General features: G+C 71.5%; 17 protein-coding genes and 1 pseudogene. 14 read left to right on the top strand and 4 right to left on the bottom strand.

Annotation, left to right across the window (positions count from 1 at the left end; all coding sequences use genetic code 11):
- The first annotated feature begins 25 nt into the window (after positions 1-25).
- From EL266_RS00305 to EL266_RS00270, 9 genes and pseudogenes are all read left to right on the top strand, one after another.
- Positions 26-1,873: a hypothetical protein gene (locus EL266_RS00305; protein ID WP_126412014.1), complete on the top strand. Its 1,848-nt coding sequence runs from the start codon at positions 26-28 to the stop codon at positions 1,871-1,873.
- Between the two features lie 302 nt (positions 1,874-2,175).
- Positions 2,176-3,324: a substrate-binding domain-containing protein gene (locus tag EL266_RS00300; protein WP_051281279.1), complete on the top strand. Its 1,149-nt coding sequence runs from the start codon at positions 2,176-2,178 to the stop codon at positions 3,322-3,324.
- On the top strand, positions 3,321-4,901 hold the full coding sequence (mmsA, locus tag EL266_RS00295) for a multiple monosaccharide ABC transporter ATP-binding protein (protein ID WP_051281280.1): 1,581 nt from the start codon (positions 3,321-3,323) through the stop codon (positions 4,899-4,901). Before EL266_RS00300 ends, mmsA begins: the two co-directional genes overlap by 4 nt.
- Positions 4,898-6,064 (top strand): multiple monosaccharide ABC transporter permease, encoded by a 1,167-nt coding sequence (mmsB, locus tag EL266_RS00290; protein ID WP_026427230.1) that lies wholly within the window; start codon positions 4,898-4,900, stop codon positions 6,062-6,064. Before mmsA ends, mmsB begins: the two co-directional genes overlap by 4 nt.
- A 152-nt stretch (positions 6,065-6,216) precedes the next feature.
- Positions 6,217-7,221: a dihydroxyacetone kinase subunit DhaK gene (gene dhaK, locus EL266_RS00285; protein WP_026427231.1), complete on the top strand. Its 1,005-nt coding sequence runs from the start codon at positions 6,217-6,219 to the stop codon at positions 7,219-7,221.
- Positions 7,176-7,835 (top strand): annotated as a pseudogene (dhaL, locus tag EL266_RS14010) (dihydroxyacetone kinase subunit DhaL); the annotation flags it as partial. The gene dhaK and the pseudogene dhaL, both read left to right, overlap by 46 nt.
- A 201-nt stretch (positions 7,836-8,036) precedes the next feature.
- Positions 8,037-8,501: a PTS-dependent dihydroxyacetone kinase phosphotransferase subunit DhaM gene (locus EL266_RS14005; protein ID WP_169719957.1), complete on the top strand. Its 465-nt coding sequence runs from the start codon at positions 8,037-8,039 to the stop codon at positions 8,499-8,501.
- 55 nt (positions 8,502-8,556) lie between these two features.
- Positions 8,557-9,486 carry an aldose 1-epimerase family protein gene (locus EL266_RS00275; RefSeq protein WP_026427232.1) on the top strand — a complete coding sequence of 310 codons (930 nt, stop codon included), beginning with the start codon at positions 8,557-8,559 and terminating at the stop codon, positions 9,484-9,486.
- Positions 9,487-10,146: 660 nt separating this feature from the next.
- The gene (locus tag EL266_RS00270; protein ID WP_034515029.1) at positions 10,147-10,758 is read left to right on the top strand and encodes a hypothetical protein; all 612 of its coding nucleotides are present in this window, start codon (positions 10,147-10,149) and stop codon (positions 10,756-10,758) included.
- An 80-nt stretch (positions 10,759-10,838) separates the two neighbouring features.
- On the opposite strand, the gene disA is transcribed toward EL266_RS00270, so the two are convergent.
- The 4 genes from disA to tkt all read right to left on the bottom strand — a co-directional run bounded on the left by disA (position 10,839) and on the right by tkt (position 16,256).
- Positions 10,839-11,906, bottom strand: coding sequence for a DNA integrity scanning diadenylate cyclase DisA (gene disA, locus EL266_RS00265; RefSeq protein WP_026427234.1), 1,068 nt, complete (start codon positions 11,904-11,906; stop codon positions 10,839-10,841).
- Between the two features lie 89 nt (positions 11,907-11,995).
- Positions 11,996-13,408 carry a DNA repair protein RadA gene (gene radA, locus EL266_RS00260; protein WP_026427235.1) on the bottom strand — a complete coding sequence of 471 codons (1,413 nt, stop codon included), beginning with the start codon at positions 13,406-13,408 and terminating at the stop codon, positions 11,996-11,998.
- Between the two features lie 68 nt (positions 13,409-13,476).
- Positions 13,477-13,962 (bottom strand): hypothetical protein, encoded by a 486-nt coding sequence (locus EL266_RS00255; protein ID WP_026427236.1) that lies wholly within the window; start codon positions 13,960-13,962, stop codon positions 13,477-13,479.
- 209 nt (positions 13,963-14,171) lie between these two features.
- On the bottom strand, positions 14,172-16,256 hold the full coding sequence (gene tkt / locus EL266_RS00250; RefSeq protein WP_026427237.1) for a transketolase: 2,085 nt from the start codon (positions 16,254-16,256) through the stop codon (positions 14,172-14,174).
- A 438-nt stretch (positions 16,257-16,694) separates the two neighbouring features.
- Here tkt and EL266_RS00245 point away from each other — a divergent pair, with 438 nt between their 5' ends.
- The 5 genes from EL266_RS00245 (at position 16,695) to EL266_RS00225 (ending at position 22,225) form a co-directional block, all read left to right on the top strand.
- Positions 16,695-17,159 carry a ribose-5-phosphate isomerase gene (locus EL266_RS00245; RefSeq protein ID WP_026427238.1) on the top strand — a complete coding sequence of 155 codons (465 nt, stop codon included), beginning with the start codon at positions 16,695-16,697 and terminating at the stop codon, positions 17,157-17,159.
- Between the two features lie 87 nt (positions 17,160-17,246).
- Entirely contained in the window at positions 17,247-18,221 is a 975-nt protein-coding gene (locus tag EL266_RS00240) for a hypothetical protein (RefSeq protein ID WP_034515030.1), read from the top strand.
- 31 nt (positions 18,222-18,252) lie between these two features.
- A complete protein-coding gene (locus EL266_RS00235; RefSeq protein WP_034515031.1) occupies positions 18,253-19,128 on the top strand; it encodes an HAD-IIA family hydrolase in 876 nt (291 codons plus the stop codon).
- Positions 19,129-19,242: 114 nt separating this feature from the next.
- Complete coding sequence (locus EL266_RS00230) at positions 19,243-20,805, top strand: FGGY-family carbohydrate kinase (protein ID WP_026427241.1); 1,563 nt, start codon at positions 19,243-19,245, stop codon at positions 20,803-20,805.
- Between the two features lie 40 nt (positions 20,806-20,845).
- Positions 20,846-22,225: a sn-glycerol-1-phosphate dehydrogenase gene (locus EL266_RS00225; RefSeq protein ID WP_026427242.1), complete on the top strand. Its 1,380-nt coding sequence runs from the start codon at positions 20,846-20,848 to the stop codon at positions 22,223-22,225.
- The last annotated feature ends 5 nt before the right edge of the window (positions 22,226-22,230 follow it).

Below are 22,230 nucleotides of genomic sequence, written 5' to 3'. Positions count from 1 at the left end.
TAAGACACCTGAGTGGAAGAAGGGAGTGGCTGTGCACAGAGGCGGCCCGGGGCGAGCCTCCAATGCCGGCGCCGGACCTGCCAGCGCGCCCACCAGCGCCGCTCCGCGGCTCAACAAGCGCCAGCGGCGATTGGCCGAGCGCGAGCGCAGGCGGGCGGCCGCCGAGGCCGCGCCCCAGGAGCGACGCCCAGCGCCGGCGGCGGTCCCCATCGTCATCTCCACGGCGGCCCAGGCCCGCGGGCTGGCCGCCGAACTGCTGCGCCCGGGTCGTCAGGCCCCCATCGTCGTCATCTCCACGCGCCCCGACTCGCCCGAGCCCTGGATCGATGCTCGCGCCGTTGCCCGTGAGGGCAGGGGCGTGGTCAAGGTCTACGTCGTCGTCACCGGGGAGGCGAGCTGGGCCTTCGCCAAGGACATGCCGGATCGCACCGAGGTCTACGGCGGAGCCGGGCGCGTCTACAGCGCCGATCTGGCCTGGGTGGAGGACTGCTGGAGCTCCACCCTCCACCTCGCCTCCGATGAGGCCTCGGGCGCCAGGGCCACCGACGGCCTGATCAGCCAGGTCCTGGGCAGCCTCCCGCGCCATCACGAGGCCAAGCCCTCCCAGACCACGCCCCTGACCGGTGTGGTCAAGATGCTCCTGCCCCCTGACCGCGCCCTGGTCAGCGATGGACAGGTCACCGCCACGATCTCCCCGGAGGACTCCGCGCCCGGGCTCGGCGTCGACATCGGTCAACTCCTGGTCCAGGGCCAGAGGGTTGAGGGCGCCTACTCCAAGCAGACCGGCTACCTCAATGTCGGGGCGCAGATCATCGGCGCCGAGCAGGCCCTGGGGGACCTCAAGCCCGGGGATGCCACCCTGGTGCGGGTGGTGGGCATGAAGGAGGAGGGGCTGGTCGTCGAGGCCTACCCCGGGCAGGACCTGACGGTCCCCAAGGAGCGGATCACCTCCAATGCCGCTGACCGCCTGGAGGACCTCTACCGCATCGGCGCCGTCGTGCCCGCCCGCGTGGCCTCGGTGGGGCCCGACGGCCTGGGCCTGTCCATGGACGATCTGGACGACGACGAGCCCCTGGTCCCCGCCCCCAGTCTCCTTCCCGGCGGTCCGCCGTGGATCGAGGAGACGGAGGTCGCCGCCTGGGAGGAGGCCGACCAGGGCGAGGGCGGGGACGCCCGCTCGCAGCGAATCACTGAGCTGGAGCAGGCCCTGGCGCAATCGCGCGCGCGGCTGTCGGACCTGTCCCTGCGCCTGGAGGAGGCGCGCGGTCATGCCGAGGAGGCGGCTGGCGAGCTCGCCCGCCAGCGTCGACTGCGCCAGGAGGCCGAGGAGGAGCTGAGCCAGGCGCGCGCCGCGCTCAAGCGCGCCCCCGCCCGCCCGCAGGCTCCCAAGCCCGGGCCGGTCAAGCGCGCCGAGACCGCCAAGGCACTCTCGCCCGAGGCGCTGCGCGAGGATGAGGAGGGGCTCTTCCTGGACCCGGTCGACCAGATCCGCTACGAGATCTATGTGGCCTGGGCGCGCCAGACCCCGCCGGTGGACAAGGAGCGATGGCCCCTGCCGGAGCGCTACATCGTCGGCGAGGCCTTCCCCCAGGCCCTCGAGGAGCTCGAGGGGATCGACCGCTCGCGGGTCATGCGGGCCGCCGTCGATGTTCTGACCGGGCGCGCCCGGGAGATCTCCAGCCGCAACCTGCATGCGCTGCGGGCCAGCGCCGCCGGTGGGAGCCCGGTGCGCACCCGCCGCGACGGGGCCGTGGCCTTCCGCGTCTCCCTTCAGGAGGGCACGCCCTCCGCCAGGCGCCTGCACTTCTGGCGCCTGCCCGACGGCAGGATCGAGCTCATCAACGTCGCCGTCCACGACGAGATCGACGTCTGAGCCCCCGCGCCCCCTCCTCCCTGACGCCGAGGTAGACATTTCCCGCCGAGGTAGACGCATTCGCCGTCGATCTCGGCGGGACATGTCTACCTCGGCGTGAGCGCGCCAGGAGTGGAGTCAGGCCCGCCCTGCGCGTCCGACCCCGATCCACCCTCCACCGGCGCGACGTGCCAGAAGTGCCCCCTGCCGGCCCCTGACTGCAGCGATCTGGTGTGATCGACGTCTCGACATTTGTCTCATCATGATATAGATTGTGGAGAAACAAAATGTGCCATCGTCGATGCACGAGGTGAGGAGGCCCAATGTCATCGTCAGCACCACCCTTCCCGCCCGGTCGCGCGGCCCCCAGCCGCAGGACAGCCCTGCTGGCCACCGCGCTGGCGGCCGCAGGGCTGAGCGCCTGCACCGCCGAGCGAACCGCCGACTACTACGGAGGCGCCGGTGCCGGCGCCCTCATCGGGGTGTCCATGCCCACCAAGAACCTCGAGCGCTGGAGCCGCGACGGGGCCAACCTCAAGGAGCTCCTGGAGGACAAGGGCTACTCGGTCGAGCTCCAGTTCGCCGACAACAAGGTCGAGCAGCAGAACTCCCAGATCCAGACCATGGTCAACAAGAGCCCCGCGGTGATCGTCGTGGGGGCCATCGACGGCTCGGCCCTGGGCCCGGTCCTGGAGTCGGCCGCCCGCCTGGGCACCACCGTGGTCGCCTACGACCGGCTCATCCGCGACACCAAGGCCGTGGACTACTACGTCACCTTCGACAACTACAACGTCGGCGCCCTTCAGGGCTCCTACATCGTCGACGCCCTCGATCTTGAGAGCGGGGCCGGCCCGTTCAACTTCGAGCCCTTCGCCGGCAGCCCCGATGACAACAACGCCCGCTTCTTCTTCGAGGGCGCCTGGGACGCGCTGAGCCCCTACATCTCCAGCGGACAGCTCGTGTGCCCCTCGGGCAAGCTCCCCGCCTCGGTGGACAAGTGGCAGTCCATCGGCATCCAGGCCTGGTCCAACACCGCGGCCCAGGCGGAGATGGAGAACCGGCTCAACTCCTTCTACAGCTCCACCACCCGGGTCGACGTCGTCCTGTGCCCCAACGACGCCCTCGCCCTGGGCGTCAGTCAGGCCCTGTCCTCAGCCGGCTACGGGGGCGAGAACTGGCCGGTCCTGACCGGCCAGGACGCCGATCAGGCCAATGTCGCCAGGATCGTCGCCGGCACCCAGTCCATGACCGTCTTCAAGGACACCCGCCTGCTGGGGGAGCGCTGCGCCACCATGGTCGACCAGATCGCCAAGGGCGAGACCGTCGAGGTCAATGACACCGAGTCCTATGACAACGGCCAGCTCGTCGTGCCCTCCTACCTGCTCGACCCGGTCTCCGTGGACGCCGACAACGTCAAGGAGGTCCTGGTGGACTCCGGCTACTACAGCGCCCAGGAGGTGGGGCTGTCATGAGCGCCCCCATTCTCCAGATGCGCTCCATCACCAAGGCCTTCGGGGGCATCAAGGCCCTCGACGACGTCAACCTGGAGGTTCGGCGCGGCGAGATCCACGCCATCTGCGGGGAGAACGGGGCCGGCAAGTCCACTCTCATGAACGTCCTGTCCGGGGTGTGGCCCGCCGGCACCTATGACGGAGAGATCATCTACGACGGCGAGCCCAGGACCTTCCGCTCCCTGCGCGACTCCGAGGAGGCCGGCATCGTCATCATCCACCAGGAGCTGGCCCTGAGCCCGTACCTGTCGGTGGCCGAGAACATCTTCCTGGGCAACGAGAAGGCGCGCCGCGGCATCATCGACTGGGACGCCACCAATGAGGCCGCGGCCGAGCTCCTGGCCACCGTCGGCCTGGACATCCCGCCCCACACCCGAGTGGTGGACCTGGGAGTGGGCCACCAGCAGCTCGTGGAGATCGCCAAGGCCCTGTCCAAGGACGTGCGCCTGCTCATCCTCGATGAGCCCACCGCCGCCCTCAACGACGAGGACTCCGCCCACCTGCTCTCCCTCATGGAGGGGCTGCGCGATCAGGGCATCACCATGGTCATGATCTCCCACAAGCTCAACGAGGTCTGCCGCGTGGCCGAGCGCACCACCATCATCCGGGATGGGCAGACCATCCAGACCTCCGACCTGCGCGGGCCGCAGGCCATCGACGAGGAGGAGATCATCCGCCTCATGGTGGGGCGCTCCCTGTCCAACCGCTATCCCGATCACACCTCCGATGTGGGGGAGGAGCTCCTGGAGCTGCGCGACTGGACCGTCCACCACCCCGTGGACACCACCCGGGCCGTGGTCGACGGCGCCGCCCTGTCCCTGCGCCGCGGAGAGATCGTGGGACTGGCAGGCCTCATGGGGGCCGGGCGCACCGAGTTGGCCATGAGCCTGTTCGGCCGCTCCTACGGCGTCGGCATCTCGGGGACCGTGCTCAAGGAGGGCAAGGAGATCTCCACCGATACCGTGGCCCGGGCCATCGCGGCGGGCATCGCCTACGTGCCCGAGGATCGCAAGGTCCTGGGCCTCAACCTCATCCAGGACGTCAAGACCAACACGACGGCGGCGGCCCTGGCCAAGATCGCCTCGCACGGCGTCGTCGACGAGCATGCCGAGCGGGAGGTGGCCGAGCGCTACCGCGGCGAGATGCGCATCAAGACCGAGTCGCTGAGCACCGAGGTGGGGTCGCTCTCGGGCGGCAACCAGCAGAAGGTCGTCCTGGCCAAGTGGATGTTCTCCGACCCCGAGGTCCTCATCCTCGATGAGCCCACCCGCGGCATCGACGTGGGGGCCAAGTACGAGATCTACCAGATCATCAACGAGCTCGCCGACTCCGGCAGGGCGGTCCTGGTCATCTCCTCCGAGCTGCCCGAGCTGCTGGGGATCTGCGACCGCATCTACGCCATGAGCCAGGGCCGCATCACCGGCCAGCTGCCCCGCGGCCAGGCCGACCAGGAGAGCCTCATGGCGCTGATGACAGCACACAGCACACAGGAGCGCCACGAGGGCGACTCCGCGAACAAGGACGGTGAGGACCGATGAAGAACGCGACAGCCTATGTGGGGCGCAATATGCGCCAGTACGGGATCCTGGCGGCGCTGCTGGCGATCATCATCTTCTTCCAGATCCTCACCGGCGGCCTGCTGCTGTCCCCCAACAACGTCGCCAGCCTCATCCAGCAGAACGCCTACGTCATGATCCTGTCGGTGGGCATGGTCATGGTGATCATCGCCCGCCACATCGACCTGTCCGTGGGCTCACTGGTGGGATTCATCGGCGGAGTGATCGGGCTCCTGGTGGTGGGCTCGGGACTGCCCTGGCCGCTGGCCGTGGCCATCGCCCTGGCCCTGGGCCTTCTCATCGGCTGCTGGCAGGGATTCTGGGTGGCGATCATGGGGATCCCCGCCTTCATCGTCACCCTGGGCGGCATGCTCATCTTCCGCGGCCTGACCGTGGTGCTGGTCCAGCGCACGGTCTCCGGCCTGCCGCCGAGCTTCGTGTCCATCGCCAATGGCTCCCTGCCGCCGTGGCTGGGCTACCTGAAGAACTATGACGGGGTCACCATCGTCATCGGCCTGTCCGCCATCGCCGCCCTCATCTACTCCCAGATGCGCGCTCGACGCCGCGCCCGGGCGGCCGGGCGCACCGTGGACTCCCTGCGGGGCGCGGTGGTGCGGCTGGCGATCTACAGCGCGGCGATCGGCGCCCTGACGGCCCTCCTGGCCTACTCCGCCGGCGGCACCCCGATCGTGCTGGTCATCGTGGGCGTGGTCATCCTCATCTACTCCTTCATCATGAACCGCACCGTGATCGGCCGCCAGATCTACGCCGTGGGCGGCAATCTCAAGGCCGCGCGGCTCTCGGGCATCAATGTGCGCAGGGTGGACTTCCTGGTCTTCGTCAACATGGGGCTGCTCTCGGCCCTGGCGGCCATCGTCACCACCTCGCGCGCCGGTGCGGCGGTCTCCACTGCCGGGAACCTCTACGAGATGGATGCCATCGCGGCCGCCTACATCGGCGGAGCGGCGGTCTCCGGAGGCATCGGGCGCGTCTCGGGGGCGATTATCGGCGCCCTGATCATGGGCGTGCTCAACATGGGCCTGTCCATCATGGCGGTGGACTCCGCCTGGCAGCAGGCGATCAAGGGCCTGGTGCTGCTGTGCGCCGTCGCCCTGGACATCGTGGGCAAGCGCCGCGCATCCTGAGCCGCCGCACTCCCTGACGCCGAGGTAGACATCTCCCGCCGAGGTAGACGCATTCGCCGTCGATCTCGGCGGGATATGTCTACCTCGGCGCAGGGGACCTCGAGCACTGCTCAGGTGGAAGGCCGGGGGGTGATCGCGGTAGCGTCATCCCTATGAAGAAACTCATCAACTCCGCTGACAGTGTGGTCGCGGATGCCCTGGCAGGCATGGCCGCTGCCCACCCCGGTGAGCTCGAGGTCGACCTCGACAACCGCCTCGTCTACCGGGCCACCCCCAAGGAGCAGGGCAAGGTGGCGATCATCTCCGGAGGGGGCAGTGGCCATGAGCCCCTTCACGGCGGCTTCGTGGGCACGGGCATGCTCGACGCCGCTTGCGCCGGGGAGGTCTTCACCTCTCCCGTCCCCGACCAGATCGTGGCCGCCACCACCGCCGTGGACCGTGGGGCCGGGGTGCTCCACATTGTCAAGAACTACACCGGCGACGTCATGAACTTCGAGATGGCCGCCGAGATCGTGGACATGGAGTCCGGCATCCAGGTGGCCACCGTGGTGACCAATGACGATGTCGCCGTCGAGGACTCCCTCTACACCGCGGGACGCCGCGGCGTGGGCGTGACCGTGCTGGTGGAGAAGATCGCCGGCGCCGCCGCCGAGGAGGGGCAGTCGCTTGAGGAGGTGGCCCGCATCGCCGCCGCGGTCAATGACGCGGGGCGCTCCATGGGGATGGCCCTGACCTCGTGCACGGTCCCCGCCAATGGCAAGCCCTCCTTCGACCTGCCCGAGGAGGAGATGGAGATCGGCATCGGCATTCATGGCGAGCCCGGACGCCACCGCGAGCCCATCGCGCCGGCCTCGCAGATCGCCGCGCGGCTCGTCGAGCCGATCCTGGCCGAGCTTCCCGCCGGCGATGGTCGCGGCGTCATCGCCCTGCTCAACGGCATGGGCGGCACCCCGCTGCTCGAGCTCTACCTCATGTACGACGAGGTCGCCCGGCTCCTGGCGGATGCCGGGGTGGTCGTTGAGCGCCGCCTGGTGGGCAACTACATCACGAGTCTGGACATGGCCGGCTGCTCCCTGACCCTGGTGAGGGCCGACGACGAGATGCTGCGCCTATGGGACGCCCCGGTGTCCACTCCGGGCCTGCGGTGGGGGATCTGAGACAGATGCTGACGATCAGGGACCTGGAGGCCTGGCTTCGGCGCAGCGCCGAGCTGGTGGGCGAGCACGCCGATGAGCTGACCGCCCTGGACGCGGCCATCGGCGATGCCGACCACGGCGCCAATATGAAGCGCGGCATGACCGCCGTCGTCTCCGCGCTGGATGCCGGGAGCTTCGAGACGGTGGGGACCCTGCTCAAGAAGACCGGCATGACCCTGGTCTCGACGGTCGGCGGTGCCTCTGGCCCGCTGTACGGAACCTTCTTCATGCGCATGGGGGCCGCCCAGGCCAGCGCCACCGGCCTGGATGGGCCGGCCCTGGCCGGGGCCGTGGAGGCGGGGGTCGCCGGGATCGCCTCCAGGGGGCGGGCCTCCGCGGGGGAGAAGACCATGCTGGACGCCTGGTACCCCGCTCTTCGCGCCCTGGCCGCCGACCCGCAGGATCTGGCCGCCGCCACCGCTGCCGCCGCCGCCGCGGCGGCCGACGGCAGGGACGCCACCACGCCGATGATGGCCACCAAGGGGCGCGCCTCCTACCTGGCCGAGCGCTCCATCGGGCACACCGACCCCGGCGCGGCCTCCACCGCCCTCATCCTCCAGGCCCTGGCCGAGGTCGCCCGCGAGGCAGGCGCCGGTGAGCCCCAGCTGGCGCCCGAGGCCGCCGAGCCCGGCCAGGCCACCCAGGCCAGTGCTCAGCCCACCGAGTCCGGCCAGCCCGGCCAGCCCGGCCAGGCCGCCCGGGCCGGTGGCCAGGCCGCCGAGGATGCTGAGGACTCTGGGGCCGCCGAGGACGCTGGGGACCCTGGCAGGGCTGACATGCCTGATGGTTCCCATGGGGATGCTCAGTCCCGGCAGGTCGGGCTGGTCCTGGTCTCGCACTCGCGCGCCCTGGCCCAGGCCGCCCTGGAGATGACCAGGCGGCTGGTGGGATCGGTGGAGGTGACCGTTGAGATCGCCGCGGGCCTGCCCGACGGCGGACTGGGGACCGACGGGGCCGCCGTGGCCCGGGCCGTCACCGCGGTGGCCTCCTCCAGCGGCGGCGGGGTCCTGGTCCTGACCGATCTGGGCAGCGGCGTCATGAGCGCGGAGGCCGGCATCGAGCGGCTGACCCCTGAGACCGCGTCCCGCACCCGCCTGTCCGGGGCGCCCTTCCTCGAAGGGCTCGTGGGGGCCTACGCCGCCGCCGGCATCGGGCGCGACCTGGAGGCCGTCGCCGCCGAGGCGAGCTCATCGGCCTCCGCCAAGGAGGCGCAGGTGGGCGGCCGCACCGCAGGCGTGTAGGCTCCCGATGCCGGCAGCCCCGGCATCCGCGATTCCCGACGACGAGGACGGCATCATGATCAACGGCGAGCTCATCGATCTGGCGGCGGGTGACTACCAGGCACGGATCGCCACCTGCGGGGCCACACTGGTCCATCTGCGCCGCGGCGGGCGCGACCTCGTGGTGCCCTTCGACGCCGAGGCGAGCCTGCCGGGCGGCTGGCAGGGCAAGACCCTGGTGCCCTGGCCCAACCGCGTGGCCGGCTCCCGCTACACCTATGGGGGAGTGGACTACCTGCTGGCGTGCAATGAGCCGGAGACCGGCTCGGCGCTCCACGGCCTGGTGGGGTGGAGCGACTTCCAGGTGATCGAGCAGTCCGCCTCCGAGGTGCTGGTGGGCCTGTGCCAGCCCGGCAGCTACGCCTACCCCTGGGCCCTGCAGGTCCAGGTCCGCTTCACCCTGGGGGAGGCGGGTCTGCGCGTCGTCACGACGACGACCAGTCTCGGGGCCGCCCTGCCGGCGGCCGATGTCCCCGGGGCTCCCCAGGAGGCCGGCCTCCCCCTGCCCGCGCCCTACGGGGTGTCCTGCCACCCCTACCTGACCCGCCCGGCTCCGCTGGAGGAGTGCACGCTGACCGTGCCGGCCTGCCGGGTCCTCGACGTCGACCCGCAGACCATGGCGCCGGCGGGCGAGCGCAGCGTGGAGGGCACCGAGTGGGACTGGCGCTCGGGCAGGCTCGTGGGGCAGACCTCCACCGACAACGCCTACCTGGGGCTGCCCGCCGAGCCCTGGCAGGTCAGGCTCTGCGATCCTGAGGGCCGCGCCGTCGTCATGGGGGCCGACGCCCCCTGGGTGCAGATCTACACCGATGACCAGCTGGGCCGCCGGGGCGTGGCGGTTGAGCCCATGACCTGCCCGCCCAATGCCTTCAACTCAGGGCGCGACCTCATCACCCTGGAGGTGGGCCAGTCCCACGACTTCACCTACACCCTCCACGAGGAGTAGGCGCCCGCGCCGGCCCCCTGCGGGATGGGCCCGCGGGACGGGGCCCGGCGCGCCGGGCCCCACCGGGGCGCCGGGCGGCTGCGGCTCGCAGGTAGAGTCAGGCGCATGGCCAAGGGACGCAAACGCAGTGGGCGCGGATCGGGGCGGGGCAAGGCCCGTGCCTCGGGCGCCTCGCGGGCGGCGCAGTCGCGGCCTCGCCAGTCGGGCCAGCCCGAGCGCTCCGGTCAGGCCGGCCGATCCGGTCAGCAGGGTGCGCCCGGCTCCGGGACGCGACAGTCCGGCAGGGGGTCGGGGCGCCCGGCGGGCCGAGGCGGCGCCGCGCGTGCGGGCAGCCGCGGTGCCGGCGGCTCCGGTGGCCCGCGCGGCGCGGGAGTAGCGCGCGGCGCGGGAGCAGCCCGTGGCACCGGCAGTGCGCGAGGCGCAGCATCCGCCCGGGCGGGGCGCGGCCAGGCCCAGCGGGGCCAGCAGGGCGCACGGCGCGCCACCCGGCAGGCGGCCCCGGGCACGGCCCGGTCCTCCCGTGCCACCTCCACCCAGGCGGGTCGACCGGGGCGCTCCGGTCGCGCCGTGGGCGTATGGCCACGGGGAGGGGCCCGTCTCAAAGCCCTGGGCGCTCGACGTCGGACCACCCCGCGTCCCCGATACGGCCTGCGGCGCACGATGGCCGTTGTCATCATCCTGCTGGTCCTCATCGCCCTGGTGGCCGGTGCCATCGCCGGGGTCATCTGGGTGCGGGACACCATCCGGACCCAGGATGAGGACAAGGCCGCGGCGCAGACCCAGACCGTCTACCCCGACCCGCAGCCCTGCGACCCGCAGGCCCTGACGGTCGAGGCCACTGGCCCGGAGTCCCTGAGCCCGGGACAGGGAGCCGCCTTCTCCCTGGTCATCACCAATACGGCCGACCTGTCCTGCCTGCTCGACGCGGGCGCCTCCTCTCTGGGTGTGGTCATCACCTCCGGCGACCATCAGGTCTGGGACTCGACCGTCTGCCCCGTGGGCGCCTCGGAGCGGCGCCTGCTGCTGGCAAAGGGCTCGGCCGCTGAGGTCAGCCTGGAGTGGAACGGCTACGTGGCGACCTCCGACTGCGCGGTGGCCACCGCACCGGCCCCCTCGCAGGCGACGACGCCCGACCCTCAGGCCAGCGCATCCCCCGGCCCCACCGCGACCCCGGCCCTGGCGGGAGAGGTGGCCGGCGCGGGGACCTACCGCTACCGCTTCACCCTGGGGGGCGCGGATCTGAACCAGGACACGGTCTTCGCCATCCACTGAGGCCGCGCGCCGATCCTTGCCGCCCTGAGCCGGCCCGCGGAGATCGACGAATGATCGGCGATCGATGAATGATCGCCGAATCAGGTGTAGCGGTCGACGATGGAGATCTCGGCCAGGCGGGACAGGCCGTCGCGCAGGGTGCGGGCGCGCTGGGGGCCCACGCCCTCCACGGCGGCGAGCTCCTCGATGGAGGCCCCCAGGATGAGCTGGAGGGAGCCCCAGCGCTCAACAGCCGCGCGGGCGGTGACCACCGGGAGGCGGGGGATCTTGGACAGGATCCTCAGTCCCCGGGGGGAGACCTGGGCGTCCAGGTCCTGGCCGTCGATTCCCCCCAGTCCCATGGAGCGGGCCACCATGGCCAGGTCCAGCAGGGCGGGCGAGCCCACCCACTTCAAGCGCGCCTCCACCGCGGAGATCTCCATGCCGGTGGGCAGGTAGTCCTCCAGGAGGAAGCCGTGCTCGGCCATGAGGCCGCGGGTGAGCTCCTCGACCTGGAGGGCCAGGAGCCGCCCGTCGGTTCCCAGCTCCAGGACGTAGGCGTCGATATCGGCGGAGATGCGCCGGACCATCTCCATGAGCTGGAGCACCGAGGTCACGTCCCGCACGGTGACCAGGTCCTCGATCTCCAGGGAGTCCAGGCCCGCGGAGGTCTGGTCCAGCCGCGCCTTGTAGCGCTCCAGGGCCGCCAGGGCCTGATTGGCACTGGCCAGGATGGACTCGCTGGGCTCCAGGACATGGCGCTTGCCATCGACGTACAGGGAGATGATCCGCATGGACTGGCTCACCGAGATCACCGGGTAGCCGGTCTGGCGGGCCACGCGCTCGGCGGTGCGGTGACGCATGCCCGTCTCCGAGGTCTGGATGGAGGCGTTGGGCAGCAGTTGGACATTGGCGCGCCGGATGCGGGAGGTGTCCATGTCCACCACGACACCGCCGTCCATCTTGGCCAGCTCGCGCAGTCGGGCGGCGGAGAGCTCGACGTCCAGGTGGAACCCGCCTGAGGAGATCGCCTCGACCACCGGGTCGAAGCCCAGCACGATGATGGCGCCGGTGCGTCCGCGCAGGATGCGCTCCAGGCCATCGCGCAGCACGGTGCCCGGGGCGATGAGCGCCAGAGTCTCGCGCAGCTGGCTGGCGGCCTCAAGCATCTGTGTCTCCTGGTCAGGTGGTTGTGCGGTCTCCATGGTATCGGCATGCGCCCGGCGGCCCCATTGGGATCCCCCACAGGCAGCGGTGGTCATCCCTGTGGCAGAGCCGCGCCCATGGCCTCGCCCACATGGGAGACGGGCAGCACCTGCATGCCAGCCACCTCCCGCAGCTCCTCGGATCCGGGAAGGGGGACGATGGCCCGGTCGAAGCCCAGGCGCGCGGCCTCGGCCAGGCGGCGCTGGACGCCGACGGTGGCGCGCACCTCTCCGGTCAGCCCCACCTCGCCGACGGCGATCAGGCCCGGTGGTGCCGGCAGGTCCCTGGCCGCCGAGACGATGGCGATGGCCACGGCCAGATCCGTGGCGGGCTCGACGGCCCGGGCCCCGCCCACGGTGGAGACGTAGACATCGGAGGCGGTTGTGTCCACCCGCATGCGGGCGCTGAGCACGGCCAGGGCCATGGCCACCCGCGAGTGGTCCACCCCCGAGGTGGTGCGGCGCGGCGAGCCTCCCCCCGAGGCGGCCACCAGGGCCTGGACCTCGACGGGCATGGGCCGGCGCCCCTCCAGGGTCACCGTGGCGCAGGTTCCCGGCACCTGGGAGCGCGCGGCGGACAGGAACAGTCCCGAGGGATCGGCCAGGCCCACGATGCCCCGCTCGCCCAGGTCGAAGCAGCCCACCTCATCGGTGGGCCCGTAGCGGTTCTTCACCGCCCGCAGCAGGCGCAGGCGGCCGTGGCGGTCCCCCTCGAACTGGGCGACGACGTCGACCAGGTGCTCCAGGACGCGGGGGCCGGCGATACCGCCGTCCTTGGTCACATGCCCCACGAGCAGGACCGGGATCCCCCGCTCCTTAGCCACGGCGATCAGTGCGCCGGCCACCGCCCGCACCTGGGTCACGCCCCCGGCGCTGCCCTCGACCTGGGCCGAGGCGATGGTCTGGACGGAGTCGACGACCAGGAGACTGGGGGAGGCGGCCTCAACATGCCCCAGCAGGGCCCCCAGCTCCGTCTCCGCGGCCAGCAGGAGCGCAGGATCGATGGCGTCGATGCGCTCGGCCCGCAGGCGCACCTGGGAGGCGGACTCCTCCCCGGTGACGTAGAGGACCGGCCCGTGGCCCTGCTCCCGGCTGACCGCGGCGCAGGTGGCGGCCACATCGAGCAGGAGGGTGGACTTGCCCACCCCCGGCTCACCGGCCAGCAGGACGACGGCGCCCGGCACGATCCCGCCTCCCAGGACCCGATCCAGCTCGCCGACCCCCGTGGATCGGGCGCGTGCCTGGCTGGCGCTGACCTGGCCGATGGGCAGGGCCGGGGCCGCAGGACGCGCCGGTGAGGCCGCCAGGGCCGCCGCGCCGACGGCCTGGGAGCCGGCAGCGGTCTCCTCCAGGGTCCCCCAGGCGCGGCACTCGCGGCACTGGCCCAGCCACTTGGGGCTCGACCAGCCGCATTCGGTGCAGCAGTAGGAGGTCTTGGGGGCTCTCGCAGTCTTGGCAGCCGGCATGGGGGAAGGCTATCGGGAGCCGGTGACATGAATGCCGGGGCCCTGCCGCGGCCGGATCGGCTCGCGGTTCAGGAGCCCGTCGGAGGCTGGCCGGGAACCTGACCATAGCCGGCAGGAGGCTGCGCCCCCGTCTGGCCGGGAACCTGGCCGTAGCCGGCGGGAGGCTGCGCCCCCGTCTGGCCGGGAACCTGGCCGTAGCCGGCAGGGGGCTGCGTCCCCGCTTGGCCGGGAACCTGGCCATAGCCGCTGCCGTATCCGGCCGCTTTTCTCTCCTGCTCTATCTCCTTGGCCACTTGAGTCTGGTTGAGCGTCCTGACGGCGTAGACCAGGCCCGCCCCCAGGCCGACGAGGATGAAGCGGGTCAGGCCGCGCTGGCCCGAGGCGTGAATCGTGGCGAAGCAGATGACCAACGCAACCGTCCACACGAGGACGGCCGCGGCCACCGTGGGCCAGAAGAACCGCCATCGGCGGGCCTTCCACGGGGACTGGGAGTCGCTGTGCGCTGCCTGCTGCGCGCCGTCGGGCGGTTGCGGAGCGCTGTGATCGAAGGTCATGGGCTGGGCTCCTTCCCGGTGATGCGGCCGGCGCCCGGGCGGGGCGCGCCGCCGATGTCATCAGATGGTCCGGGAATTTTCTCCGCCCGGGCAGGGCGGGTCAACCCTGATCAACGTAGGCGTGGTCCGGCTCCCTGGCGCTCAGCCAGGGTGCAGTCAGGGGCGGCGCCCCGCTGATGCGCAGGCCGCCGCCCCTGACCGGATGCCGCTCAGGCCCGTGACAGCGCCCTGGTCGCCACCTCGGCGACGTTGTCACCGGTGAAGCCGTACTCCTGGAACAGACGGGCCCCGGGAGCCGAGGCGCCGTAGTGGTCCAGGGAGACGATGGCACCGCCATCGCCCACGATCTCGCGCCAGCCCATGCTGATGCCGGCCTCCACCGAGACGCGCACGGCCTCAGCGGGCAGGAGCCAGGAGCGGTAGTCCTCATCCTGCTCGGCGAGCCACTCCAGGCAGGGCGCCGAGACCACGCGGGTCGGCGTGCCGGCGCTGCTGAGCCGCTCGCGCGCCTCCATGGCCACGCCCACCTCCGAGCCGGTGGCGACCAGGACGACGGCGGGCGCCGTCTGCCGCCCGGAGGCGTCAGTGGCCTCGGCCAGCACATAGGCGCCGCGACTAACGCCCTCGGCGGCGGCCTGGGCCGTGGCGTGCACGGTGAGGTTCTGGCGCGAGAGGACCAGCCCCGCGGGCTCACGGCGGCGGCGCAGGATCTCCGCCCAGGCCGCCGCCGTCTCATTGGCGTCAGCCGGCCGGACCACGGACAGCCCCGGAATGGCCCGCAGGGCCGCCAGGTGCTCGATCGGCTGGTGAGTGGGGCCGTCCTCGCCCACGCCGATGGAGTCGTGGGTCCACACGAAGATCGATCCGATGCCCATGAGCGCGGCCAGGCGCACCGCTGGGCGCATGTAGTCGGAGAAGACCATGAAGGTGCCCCCGTAGGGGCGGGTCAGGCCATCCAGGGCGATGCCGTTGAGGATCGACCCCATGGCGTGCTCGCGCACCCCGAAGTGGATGGTGCGCCCGTAGGGCCCATCCCCCTCCTTGGCGGCGATGGAGGCCGGCAGGAAGGACGGCTCACCCGCCATGGAGGTGTTGTTGGAGCCGGCCAGGTCGGCCGATCCGCCCCACAGCTCGGGAACCACCGGAGCCAGGGCGGAGAGCGTCTTGCCGGAGGCCGAGCGGGTGGCCACGGCCTCGCCGGGCTCCCACCGCGGCAGGGCGTCCTCCAGACCCTCGGGCAGCTCTCCGGCGCGCAGGCGCTCCAGCAGAGCGGCGGCCTCGGGGTTGGCGGTGCGCCAGGCCTCGAAGCGGGCGTCCCAGTCGGCCCGCGCCCGCGCGGCGCGCGCGGCGGCCTGGCCACGGGTGTGGGCCAGGACCTCCTGGGGCACCTGGAAGTCCTGCTCGGGGTCCAGGCCCAGGGCCTCCTTGAGACCGGCGACCTCCTGGGCGCCCAGCTTGGCGCCGTGGGAGGCCTCGTCGCCCTGCTTGGTGGGGGAGGGCCAGGCGATGATGGTGCGCAGGCGGATGAGGCTGGGTCGCCCGGTCTCGGCGCGGGCCTCCTCCAGGGCCGCGTGCAGGGCCTCGTAGTCCTCGCGGTACTGGCCCCCGGCGCTCCAGTCGACGTCGAGCACCTGCCAGCCGTAGGCCTCGAAGCGGGCCGAGGGGTCCTCGGTGAAGGCGATGTCGGTGTCGCCCTCGATGGAGATGTCGTTGTCGTCGTAGATGGCGATGAGGTTGCCCAGCTCCTGGGTCCCGGCCAGGGAGGCGGCCTCGGAGGCCACGCCCTCCTGGAGGCAGCCATCGCCCACGATGGTGTAGACGCGGTGGTCGAAGACGGACTCGCCGGGGGCGGCTCCGGCGTCGAGCAGGCCGTGCTGGCGGCGAGCCGCCATGGCCATGCCCACGGCATTGGCGATGCCGGCGCCCAGCGGGCCGGTGGTGGTCTCCACCCCGGCGGTGTGCCCGAACTCGGGATGGCCCGGGGTCAGGGAGCCCCACTGGCGCAGGTTGGCGATGTCCTCGATCTCCAGGCCGTACCCGGCCAGGGCCAGTTGGATGTACTGCAGCAGGGAGGCGTGCCCGATGGACAGCACGAAGCGGTCCCGGCCCAGCCAGTCGGCGTCGGCCGGGTCGCAGGCCATCTCGCGCTGGTAGAGCAGGTAGGCCACGCCGGCCAGGGAGATGGGGGTGCCGGGGTGCCCGGATCCGGCCTTCTCGACGGCGTCGGCCGCCAGGGCCTTGGACACGGCGATGGCCTGGTGGTCGAGATCGGTCAGCAGCGGGGCTGTGGTCATGAACGGTTCTCCTTGGACGGGTGCTGCGGAGCGGGCCTGCGGGCTCGTGCGGCTGAGGCGACGAATAGCGTCAAGAGACACATTAACGAACCGTTCGGCAGGACGCGCATGCGTGAGCGCGCGGCGGGTGTGTCGACCGCCGCCCGGCGCCGCGAGGGCCCCGAGCCTGAGGCGGGCTCAGGTCACTTCTCAGGTCACTGCGAGCCGAACCGCATCGGCTGAGGCACGGTAGCACCGCTCTTCCGGGCCGCAAAAGGACGGGATGGGCATATGCTCATGTGTGCAGGGCATCGCCATCCGCGGCAGGGTGCTCCAGAATTGTCACCACACAGTAACGACCGCGTGGCAGTTCTGCGGCCCGAGCCGCGGACGCACCGGATGCGCTGACACCGCTGACACAGATGTCGGGCAGGGCGCGGATGAGCAGGGAGGCCGTCAATGGGATATCGGATCGTCGTCGCCGCGGACTCAGCCGGCCTCGAGTACAAGGAGGCCCTCAAGGCGGATCTGGAGGCCGATGCCAGGGTCGATGAGGTCATCGACGTCGGCGTTGCGGCCGGGGAGGACATCGACTACCCCCATGTCGCCGTCACCGGCGCGCGACTCATCGCCGAGGGCAAGGCGGATCGAGGCCTGTTCGTGTGCGGCACCGGAATGGGCGTGGCCATCGCCGCCAACAAGGTGCCGGGCATCCGCGCCTCGGTGGCCCACGACTCCTTCTCCGTCGAGCGCCTCGTCCTGTCCAACAACGCCCAGGTCCTCACCCTGGGACAGCGGGTCATCGGCCTGGAGCTGGCCCGCCGCCTGGCCCGCGAATGGCTCGGCCACACCTTCGACCCGGCCTCGCCCTCGGCGCCCAAGGTCGCCGCCCTGGAGTCCTACGAGCCCGGCGCTCGGGCCTGAGCCCGAGCACCCGGGCGCAGGGGCCGGCGATCACTCGCCCGCCCCCGGATACGCGCATTCATCCGTCACGATCTCAAGGACGAAGACATGACACCTGATACAGCATTCATGCTGCTGGAGAACCTGGACCTCTTCTGGCTCCTGGCCGCCTTCGCCGGCGGGATCCTGGGGGCGATGGTCGGGGCGAACTACGCCTTCGGCTTCACCGGCGTGTCCATCATCATCGGATTCGGCGCCCTGGCCGGCACCGGATCGACGACGATCCTGGACTACGTGGCCTTCGGACCGGTGTTCGGCCCCCACATCGCCTTCGCCGGAGGCGTGGCCGCAGCCGCCTATGCCGGGAGGAAGGGCCTGCTGGAGGGCGGGGGCAAGGACATCAACACCCCGCTGGCCGGACTGGGCCGCCCCGATGTGCTCCTGGTGGCCGGCGCCTTCGGAGTCGGGGGCTACATCCTCCAGCGCCTCATCACCCACATCCCGTGGTTCGGGGCCCACACCGATTCGGTGGCCCTGACGGTCTTCACCTCCGCCATCGTCGTGCGCCTGGTCTTCGGCTCGACCCCGGTCCTCCACGCCCCCACCAGGCCCGATGACAAGGTCTTCTGGCTGCCCTGGCAGCAGACCCCCGGACAGATCCTCACCGTCTCCCTGGGCGCCTCCCTCATGGCCGCCGGCGCCGCGACCATGATCGCCTCCTACATCGTCCCGATGGGCCAGGACATCGAGACCTACGGCCAGATCGTCGCCAACGCCCAGACCATCCCCTTCGCCTTCTCCGCGCTGTGCATCTTCGCGGTGGCCTCGGGACTGAAGATGCCGGTGACCCACCACATGACCATCATCGCCGGGCTGTCGGCCATCTCCTTCCTCACGGTCTCCGGCTCCGGCCTGGTGGCCCTGCTGCTGGGAACCTGCTTCGGCATCATCACCGCCTTCGTCTGCGAATGGGTGGCCCGCGCCTTCCAGAACCATGGGGACACCCACATCGACCCCCCGGCGGGCTCCATCTGGCTCATGACCACCGTCCTGCACCTCGTGCTCCTGCCCGTGGCGGGCTGAGCCCCAGTCCAGCGATCCGAGAGGCCCTCGCATGTCCGCAGCCCCCACCGACCTGACCGCCTGGCCGACCCGTCTCCACGACGCCTACGTCTTCGACATGGACGGCACCATCTACCTGGGCGACGACCTCCTGCCGGGGGCCAAGCGCCTGGTGGTCGAGCTGCGGCGGCGCGGCCTTCCGGTGCGCTTCCTGTCCAACAACCCCACCAAGGACCCCGACCAGTACGCCGAGAAGCTCGCGCGCCTGGGCCTGGAGACCCCCGTGGAGGAGATCGCCAACACGGTGGTGGTCATGACGCGCTGGCTCCTGGCCAACCGGCCCGGCGCCACCGTCTTCCCCATCGCGGAGGAGCCCCTCATCCGCGCCTTCGCCCAGGCCGGGATCCCCATGAGCGACAACCCCGAGGAGATCGACGTCGTCGTGGCCTCCTATGACCGGGGCTTCGACTACCGCAAGCTCCAGATCGCCTTCGACGCCATCTGGTACCACAGGCGCGCCACCCTGGTGGCCACCAACCCCGACCGGTTCTGCCCCTTCCCGCAGGGACGGGGCGAGCCGGACTGCGCCGCCATCACCGCGGCCATCGAGGCCTGCACCCAGACCCCCTGCGAGGTCGTCGTCGGCAAGCCCAACCCCATCATGCTCACCGCCGCGCTGGGCGATCTCGACCTCGACCCCGCCGGGGCGATCATGGTCGGCGACCGCCTGAGCACGGATATCCAGATGGCTGTGCGCACCGGCATGCACTCCGCCATGCCGCTGACCGGCGAGTCGACCCTCGAGGAGGCCCTCGCCCTGGACCCCGCCGAGCGCCCCACCCACGTCCTGGACCGCATCGACCGGCTCATCCCGGCCGAGCTGTGGCACGAGCTGGGATGGACCGAGGACAACGACCCCGTCATCTGAGAGCCGCCGGCAGGCCTGGGGCCCGCCGGCCCGACCGACCGACCGATCGACTGATCAGCCCACCGCAGACCCGCCGGCGGCCAGCCGGCCACTACCGCAGAACGGAGACCAACGATGGTCAGCCCCGGATACGAAGGCCCCTACCTCCTCGGCATCGACTACGGCACCGAGTCCTGCCGCGCCGCGATCTTCGACCTGGCCGGTCACCCGATCGCCTTCGCCGCCACCCCCTACACCACCCACCACCCTCGGCCGGGGCAGGCCGAGCAGAGCCCCACGGAGTGGTGGGACGCCCTCAAGGCCTCGGTCTACCGGGTGCTCAACGAGACCGGCATCCCCGGGCGGCATATCGCCGGCATCTCCTATGACGCCACCACCATGACCGTCGTCGCCGTGGACAAGAGCGGCCGCGAGCTGCGCCCGGCCATCATGTGGATGGATGTGCGCGCCACCGAGCAGGCCGCCCGCGCCGAGACCATCGACCACTGGGCCCGCCTCTACAACGGCGGGGGCACCATGGGCGCCACCGCCGAGTGGTACCCCTTCAAGGCCGCCTGGCTCAAGGAGAACGAGCCGGAGACCTACCGGGCCGCCCACCGCCTCGTCGACGCCCCCGAATGGGTCAACCACAGGCTGACGGGCGAGTGGACCCTCAACATCAACTCCGCCGCCCTGCGCATGTACTACAACCGGGACAAGGGCGGCTGGCCCGTGGAGTTCTACGAGCACATCGGCTGCGGCGACGTCTTCGACAAGATCCCCGAGCGCATCCTGGACCTGGGCGCGCCCGTCGGCGGCCTGACCGCCTCCGCCGCCCAGGAGCTGGGCCTGCTGCCCGGCACTCCCGTGGCCCAGGGCTGCCCCGACGCCTGGGCCGGTCAGATCGGCCTGGGCGTGGTCGAGCCGGGCAAGACCGCGGTCATCACCGGCTCCTCCCACGTCATCACCGGCCAGTCGCCCAAGGCCCTGCACGGCCAGGGCTTCTTCGGCGGCTACACCGACGGCGTCCTGCCCGGCCAGTACACCTGCGAGGGCGGCCTGGTCTCCTCGGGATCCGTGCTCAAGTGGTTCAAGGACAACTTCACGCGCGATGTCACGGCGGCCGCCGAGCGGCTGGGCTACAACCCCTACAAGGTCCTCGATGAGCGCAGCGCCGATGTGCCCATCGGCTCCAACGGGCTCATCATCAACGAGTACTTCCAGGGCAACCGCACCCCCTACACCGACTCCAAGGCCCGCGGCATCGTGTGGGGCCTGACCCTGGGCACCACCCCCGAGCAGTTCTACCGGGCCATTCAGGAGTCCGTGTGCTACGGAACCGCCCACGTGCTCAAGGCCTTCGAGGACGCCGGCTTCGCCTCCACCGAGCTCGTCGCCTGCGGCGGGGCCACCAAGTCCAGGGACTGGATGCAGATGCACGCCGACGTCACCGGGGTGCCGGTGACCCTGACCGAGGTGGGCGACGCCGTCGTCCTGGGCTCGTGCATGCTGGCGGCCGTGGGCGCCGGGCAGTACCACTCCATCCAGGATGCCGCCCGCAACATGGTGCGCGAGACCGACCGCATCGAGCCCCGCCCCGAGGTCCACGAGGAGTACCAGTTCTACCTGGCCAAGTACATGGAGACCTACCCGCGCCTGCGGGACCTGTCCCACGAGATGGTCGACCACCTGGGCTGAGGCCCGCTCCCACCACGTCGCAGCAGGAAGGCACCCGCGCATGACCCCCACCTCAGGAACCGACCTCATCGCCCAGGCCCTGGGCACCGCCACGGACACCAAGGAGATCATCGTCGGCACCGATGTCCTGGACGCCACCGGCGAGCTCTTCGCCCGGGTCTTCCCCGGCGCGCGCGTCATCGTCGTGGCCGACGAGAACACCTTCGCCGCCGCCGGCCAGCCGGTGGTCGACTCCCTGGCCGCCGCGGGGGTCGAGGCCGTCGAGCCCTGCATCTTCCCGGGCTCGCCCACCCTCTACGCCGGATACGACAATGTCGAGCTCCTGCGCGAGCGCATCCGGCCCCTGGAGAGCACGATCGTGTGCTCCATCGCCGCCGGCACCCTCAACGACATCGCCAAGCTCGCCTCCGGCGAGCTGGGGCGGCCCTACATGAACGTGTGCACCGCGGCCTCGGTGGACGGCTACGCCTCCTTCGGGGCCTCCATCTCCAAGGACGGCTTCAAGATCACCCGCGACTGCCCGGCCCCCGCCGCCCTGGTGGCGGACCTCGGCGTCATCGCCGCGGCGCCCCAGCGCCTGACCGCCACCGGGTACGGCGACCTCATCGAGAAGATCCCCGCCGGGGCCGACTGGATCCTGGCCGACGAGCTGGGCATCGAGCCCATCGACCCCTATGTGTGGGGGCTGGTCCAGGGGCCCTTGCGCCAGGCCCTGGCCGACCCCGAGCGCATCGGCGCCGGCGATCCCGGCGCCATCCGCGGCCTGACCGAGGGCAACATCATGTCCGGACTCGCCATGCAGGCGGCCCAGTCCTCCCGCCCGGCCTCCGGGGCCGGCCACCAGTTCTCCCACACCTGGGAGATGGAGGGCCACGGGCTGGACTGGGAGCCGCCCCTGTCCCACGGCATGAAGGTCGGCATCGGCACCGTGGCCTCCTGCGCCATGTGGCAGGAGGCCCTGGCCCTGGACATCGAGGCGGTCGACGCCGAGGCGGTCCTGGCCGCCGCCCGCAGCGACGAGCAGATCGAGGCCCGGGTGCGCGCCGCCCTGTCCGAGCGCATCGCCCAGGAGGCCGTGGGCCACTCGGTGGCCAAGAACCTCCAGGGCGATGCCCTGGCCGAGCGCATCGCCGCCATCAAGGAGGCCTGGCCGCGCATCGTCGAGAGGGTCAGCCCCCAGCTCATGAGCCCCGAGGAGGTCGCCCAGCGCCTGGCCGCCGTCGGCGCCCCCTACCACCCCGAGACCATCGGCATCGACATGGAGCGCTTCCGCGCCACCCACCTCAAGGCGCAGATGATCCGCCCCCGCTACACCATTCTCGACGCCCTGACCGACCTGGGCCTGCTGGAGACGGTGATCGACCGGCTCTTCGCCCCCCAGGGCTACTGGGGGCGCCACCCCCACCAGGACCAGGACTGACCAGG

It is taken from the genome of Actinomyces slackii (assembly GCF_900637295.1).
In the GTDB taxonomy this organism is placed as follows: domain Bacteria; phylum Actinomycetota; class Actinomycetes; order Actinomycetales; family Actinomycetaceae; genus Actinomyces; species Actinomyces slackii.
Note: the sequence above shows the minus strand (reverse complement) of the source record. Positions and strands in the feature narration are given on the sequence as shown.

Bases quoted from the DNA above. Each gene is read 5' to 3' on its own strand.
- EL266_RS00235 (WP_034515031.1), top strand. From the start codon at position 18,253: ATGTCCGCAGCCCCCACCGACCTGACCGCCTGGCCGACCCGTCTCCAC.
- mmsB (WP_026427230.1), top strand. From the start codon at position 4,898: ATGAAGAACGCGACAGCCTATGTGGGGCGCAATATGCGCCAGTACGGG.
- mmsA (WP_051281280.1), top strand. From the start codon at position 3,321: ATGAGCGCCCCCATTCTCCAGATGCGCTCCATCACCAAGGCCTTCGGG.
- radA (WP_026427235.1), bottom strand. From the start codon at position 13,408: ATGCCGGCTGCCAAGACTGCGAGAGCCCCCAAGACCTCCTACTGCTGC.
- EL266_RS00275 (WP_026427232.1), top strand. From the start codon at position 8,557: ATGATCAACGGCGAGCTCATCGATCTGGCGGCGGGTGACTACCAGGCA.
- EL266_RS00300 (WP_051281279.1), top strand. From the start codon at position 2,176: ATGTCATCGTCAGCACCACCCTTCCCGCCCGGTCGCGCGGCCCCCAGC.
- EL266_RS00255 (WP_026427236.1), bottom strand. From the start codon at position 13,962: ATGACCTTCGATCACAGCGCTCCGCAACCGCCCGACGGCGCGCAGCAG.
- dhaK (WP_026427231.1), top strand. From the start codon at position 6,217: ATGAAGAAACTCATCAACTCCGCTGACAGTGTGGTCGCGGATGCCCTG.
- EL266_RS00245 (WP_026427238.1), top strand. From the start codon at position 16,695: ATGGGATATCGGATCGTCGTCGCCGCGGACTCAGCCGGCCTCGAGTAC.
- EL266_RS14005 (WP_169719957.1), top strand. From the start codon at position 8,037: ATGCCTGATGGTTCCCATGGGGATGCTCAGTCCCGGCAGGTCGGGCTG.
- EL266_RS00240 (WP_034515030.1), top strand. From the start codon at position 17,247: ATGACACCTGATACAGCATTCATGCTGCTGGAGAACCTGGACCTCTTC.
- EL266_RS00270 (WP_034515029.1), top strand. From the start codon at position 10,147: ATGGCCGTTGTCATCATCCTGCTGGTCCTCATCGCCCTGGTGGCCGGT.
- EL266_RS00230 (WP_026427241.1), top strand. From the start codon at position 19,243: ATGGTCAGCCCCGGATACGAAGGCCCCTACCTCCTCGGCATCGACTAC.
- EL266_RS00225 (WP_026427242.1), top strand. From the start codon at position 20,846: ATGACCCCCACCTCAGGAACCGACCTCATCGCCCAGGCCCTGGGCACC.
- tkt (WP_026427237.1), bottom strand. From the start codon at position 16,256: ATGACCACAGCCCCGCTGCTGACCGATCTCGACCACCAGGCCATCGCC.
- disA (WP_026427234.1), bottom strand. From the start codon at position 11,906: ATGCTTGAGGCCGCCAGCCAGCTGCGCGAGACTCTGGCGCTCATCGCC.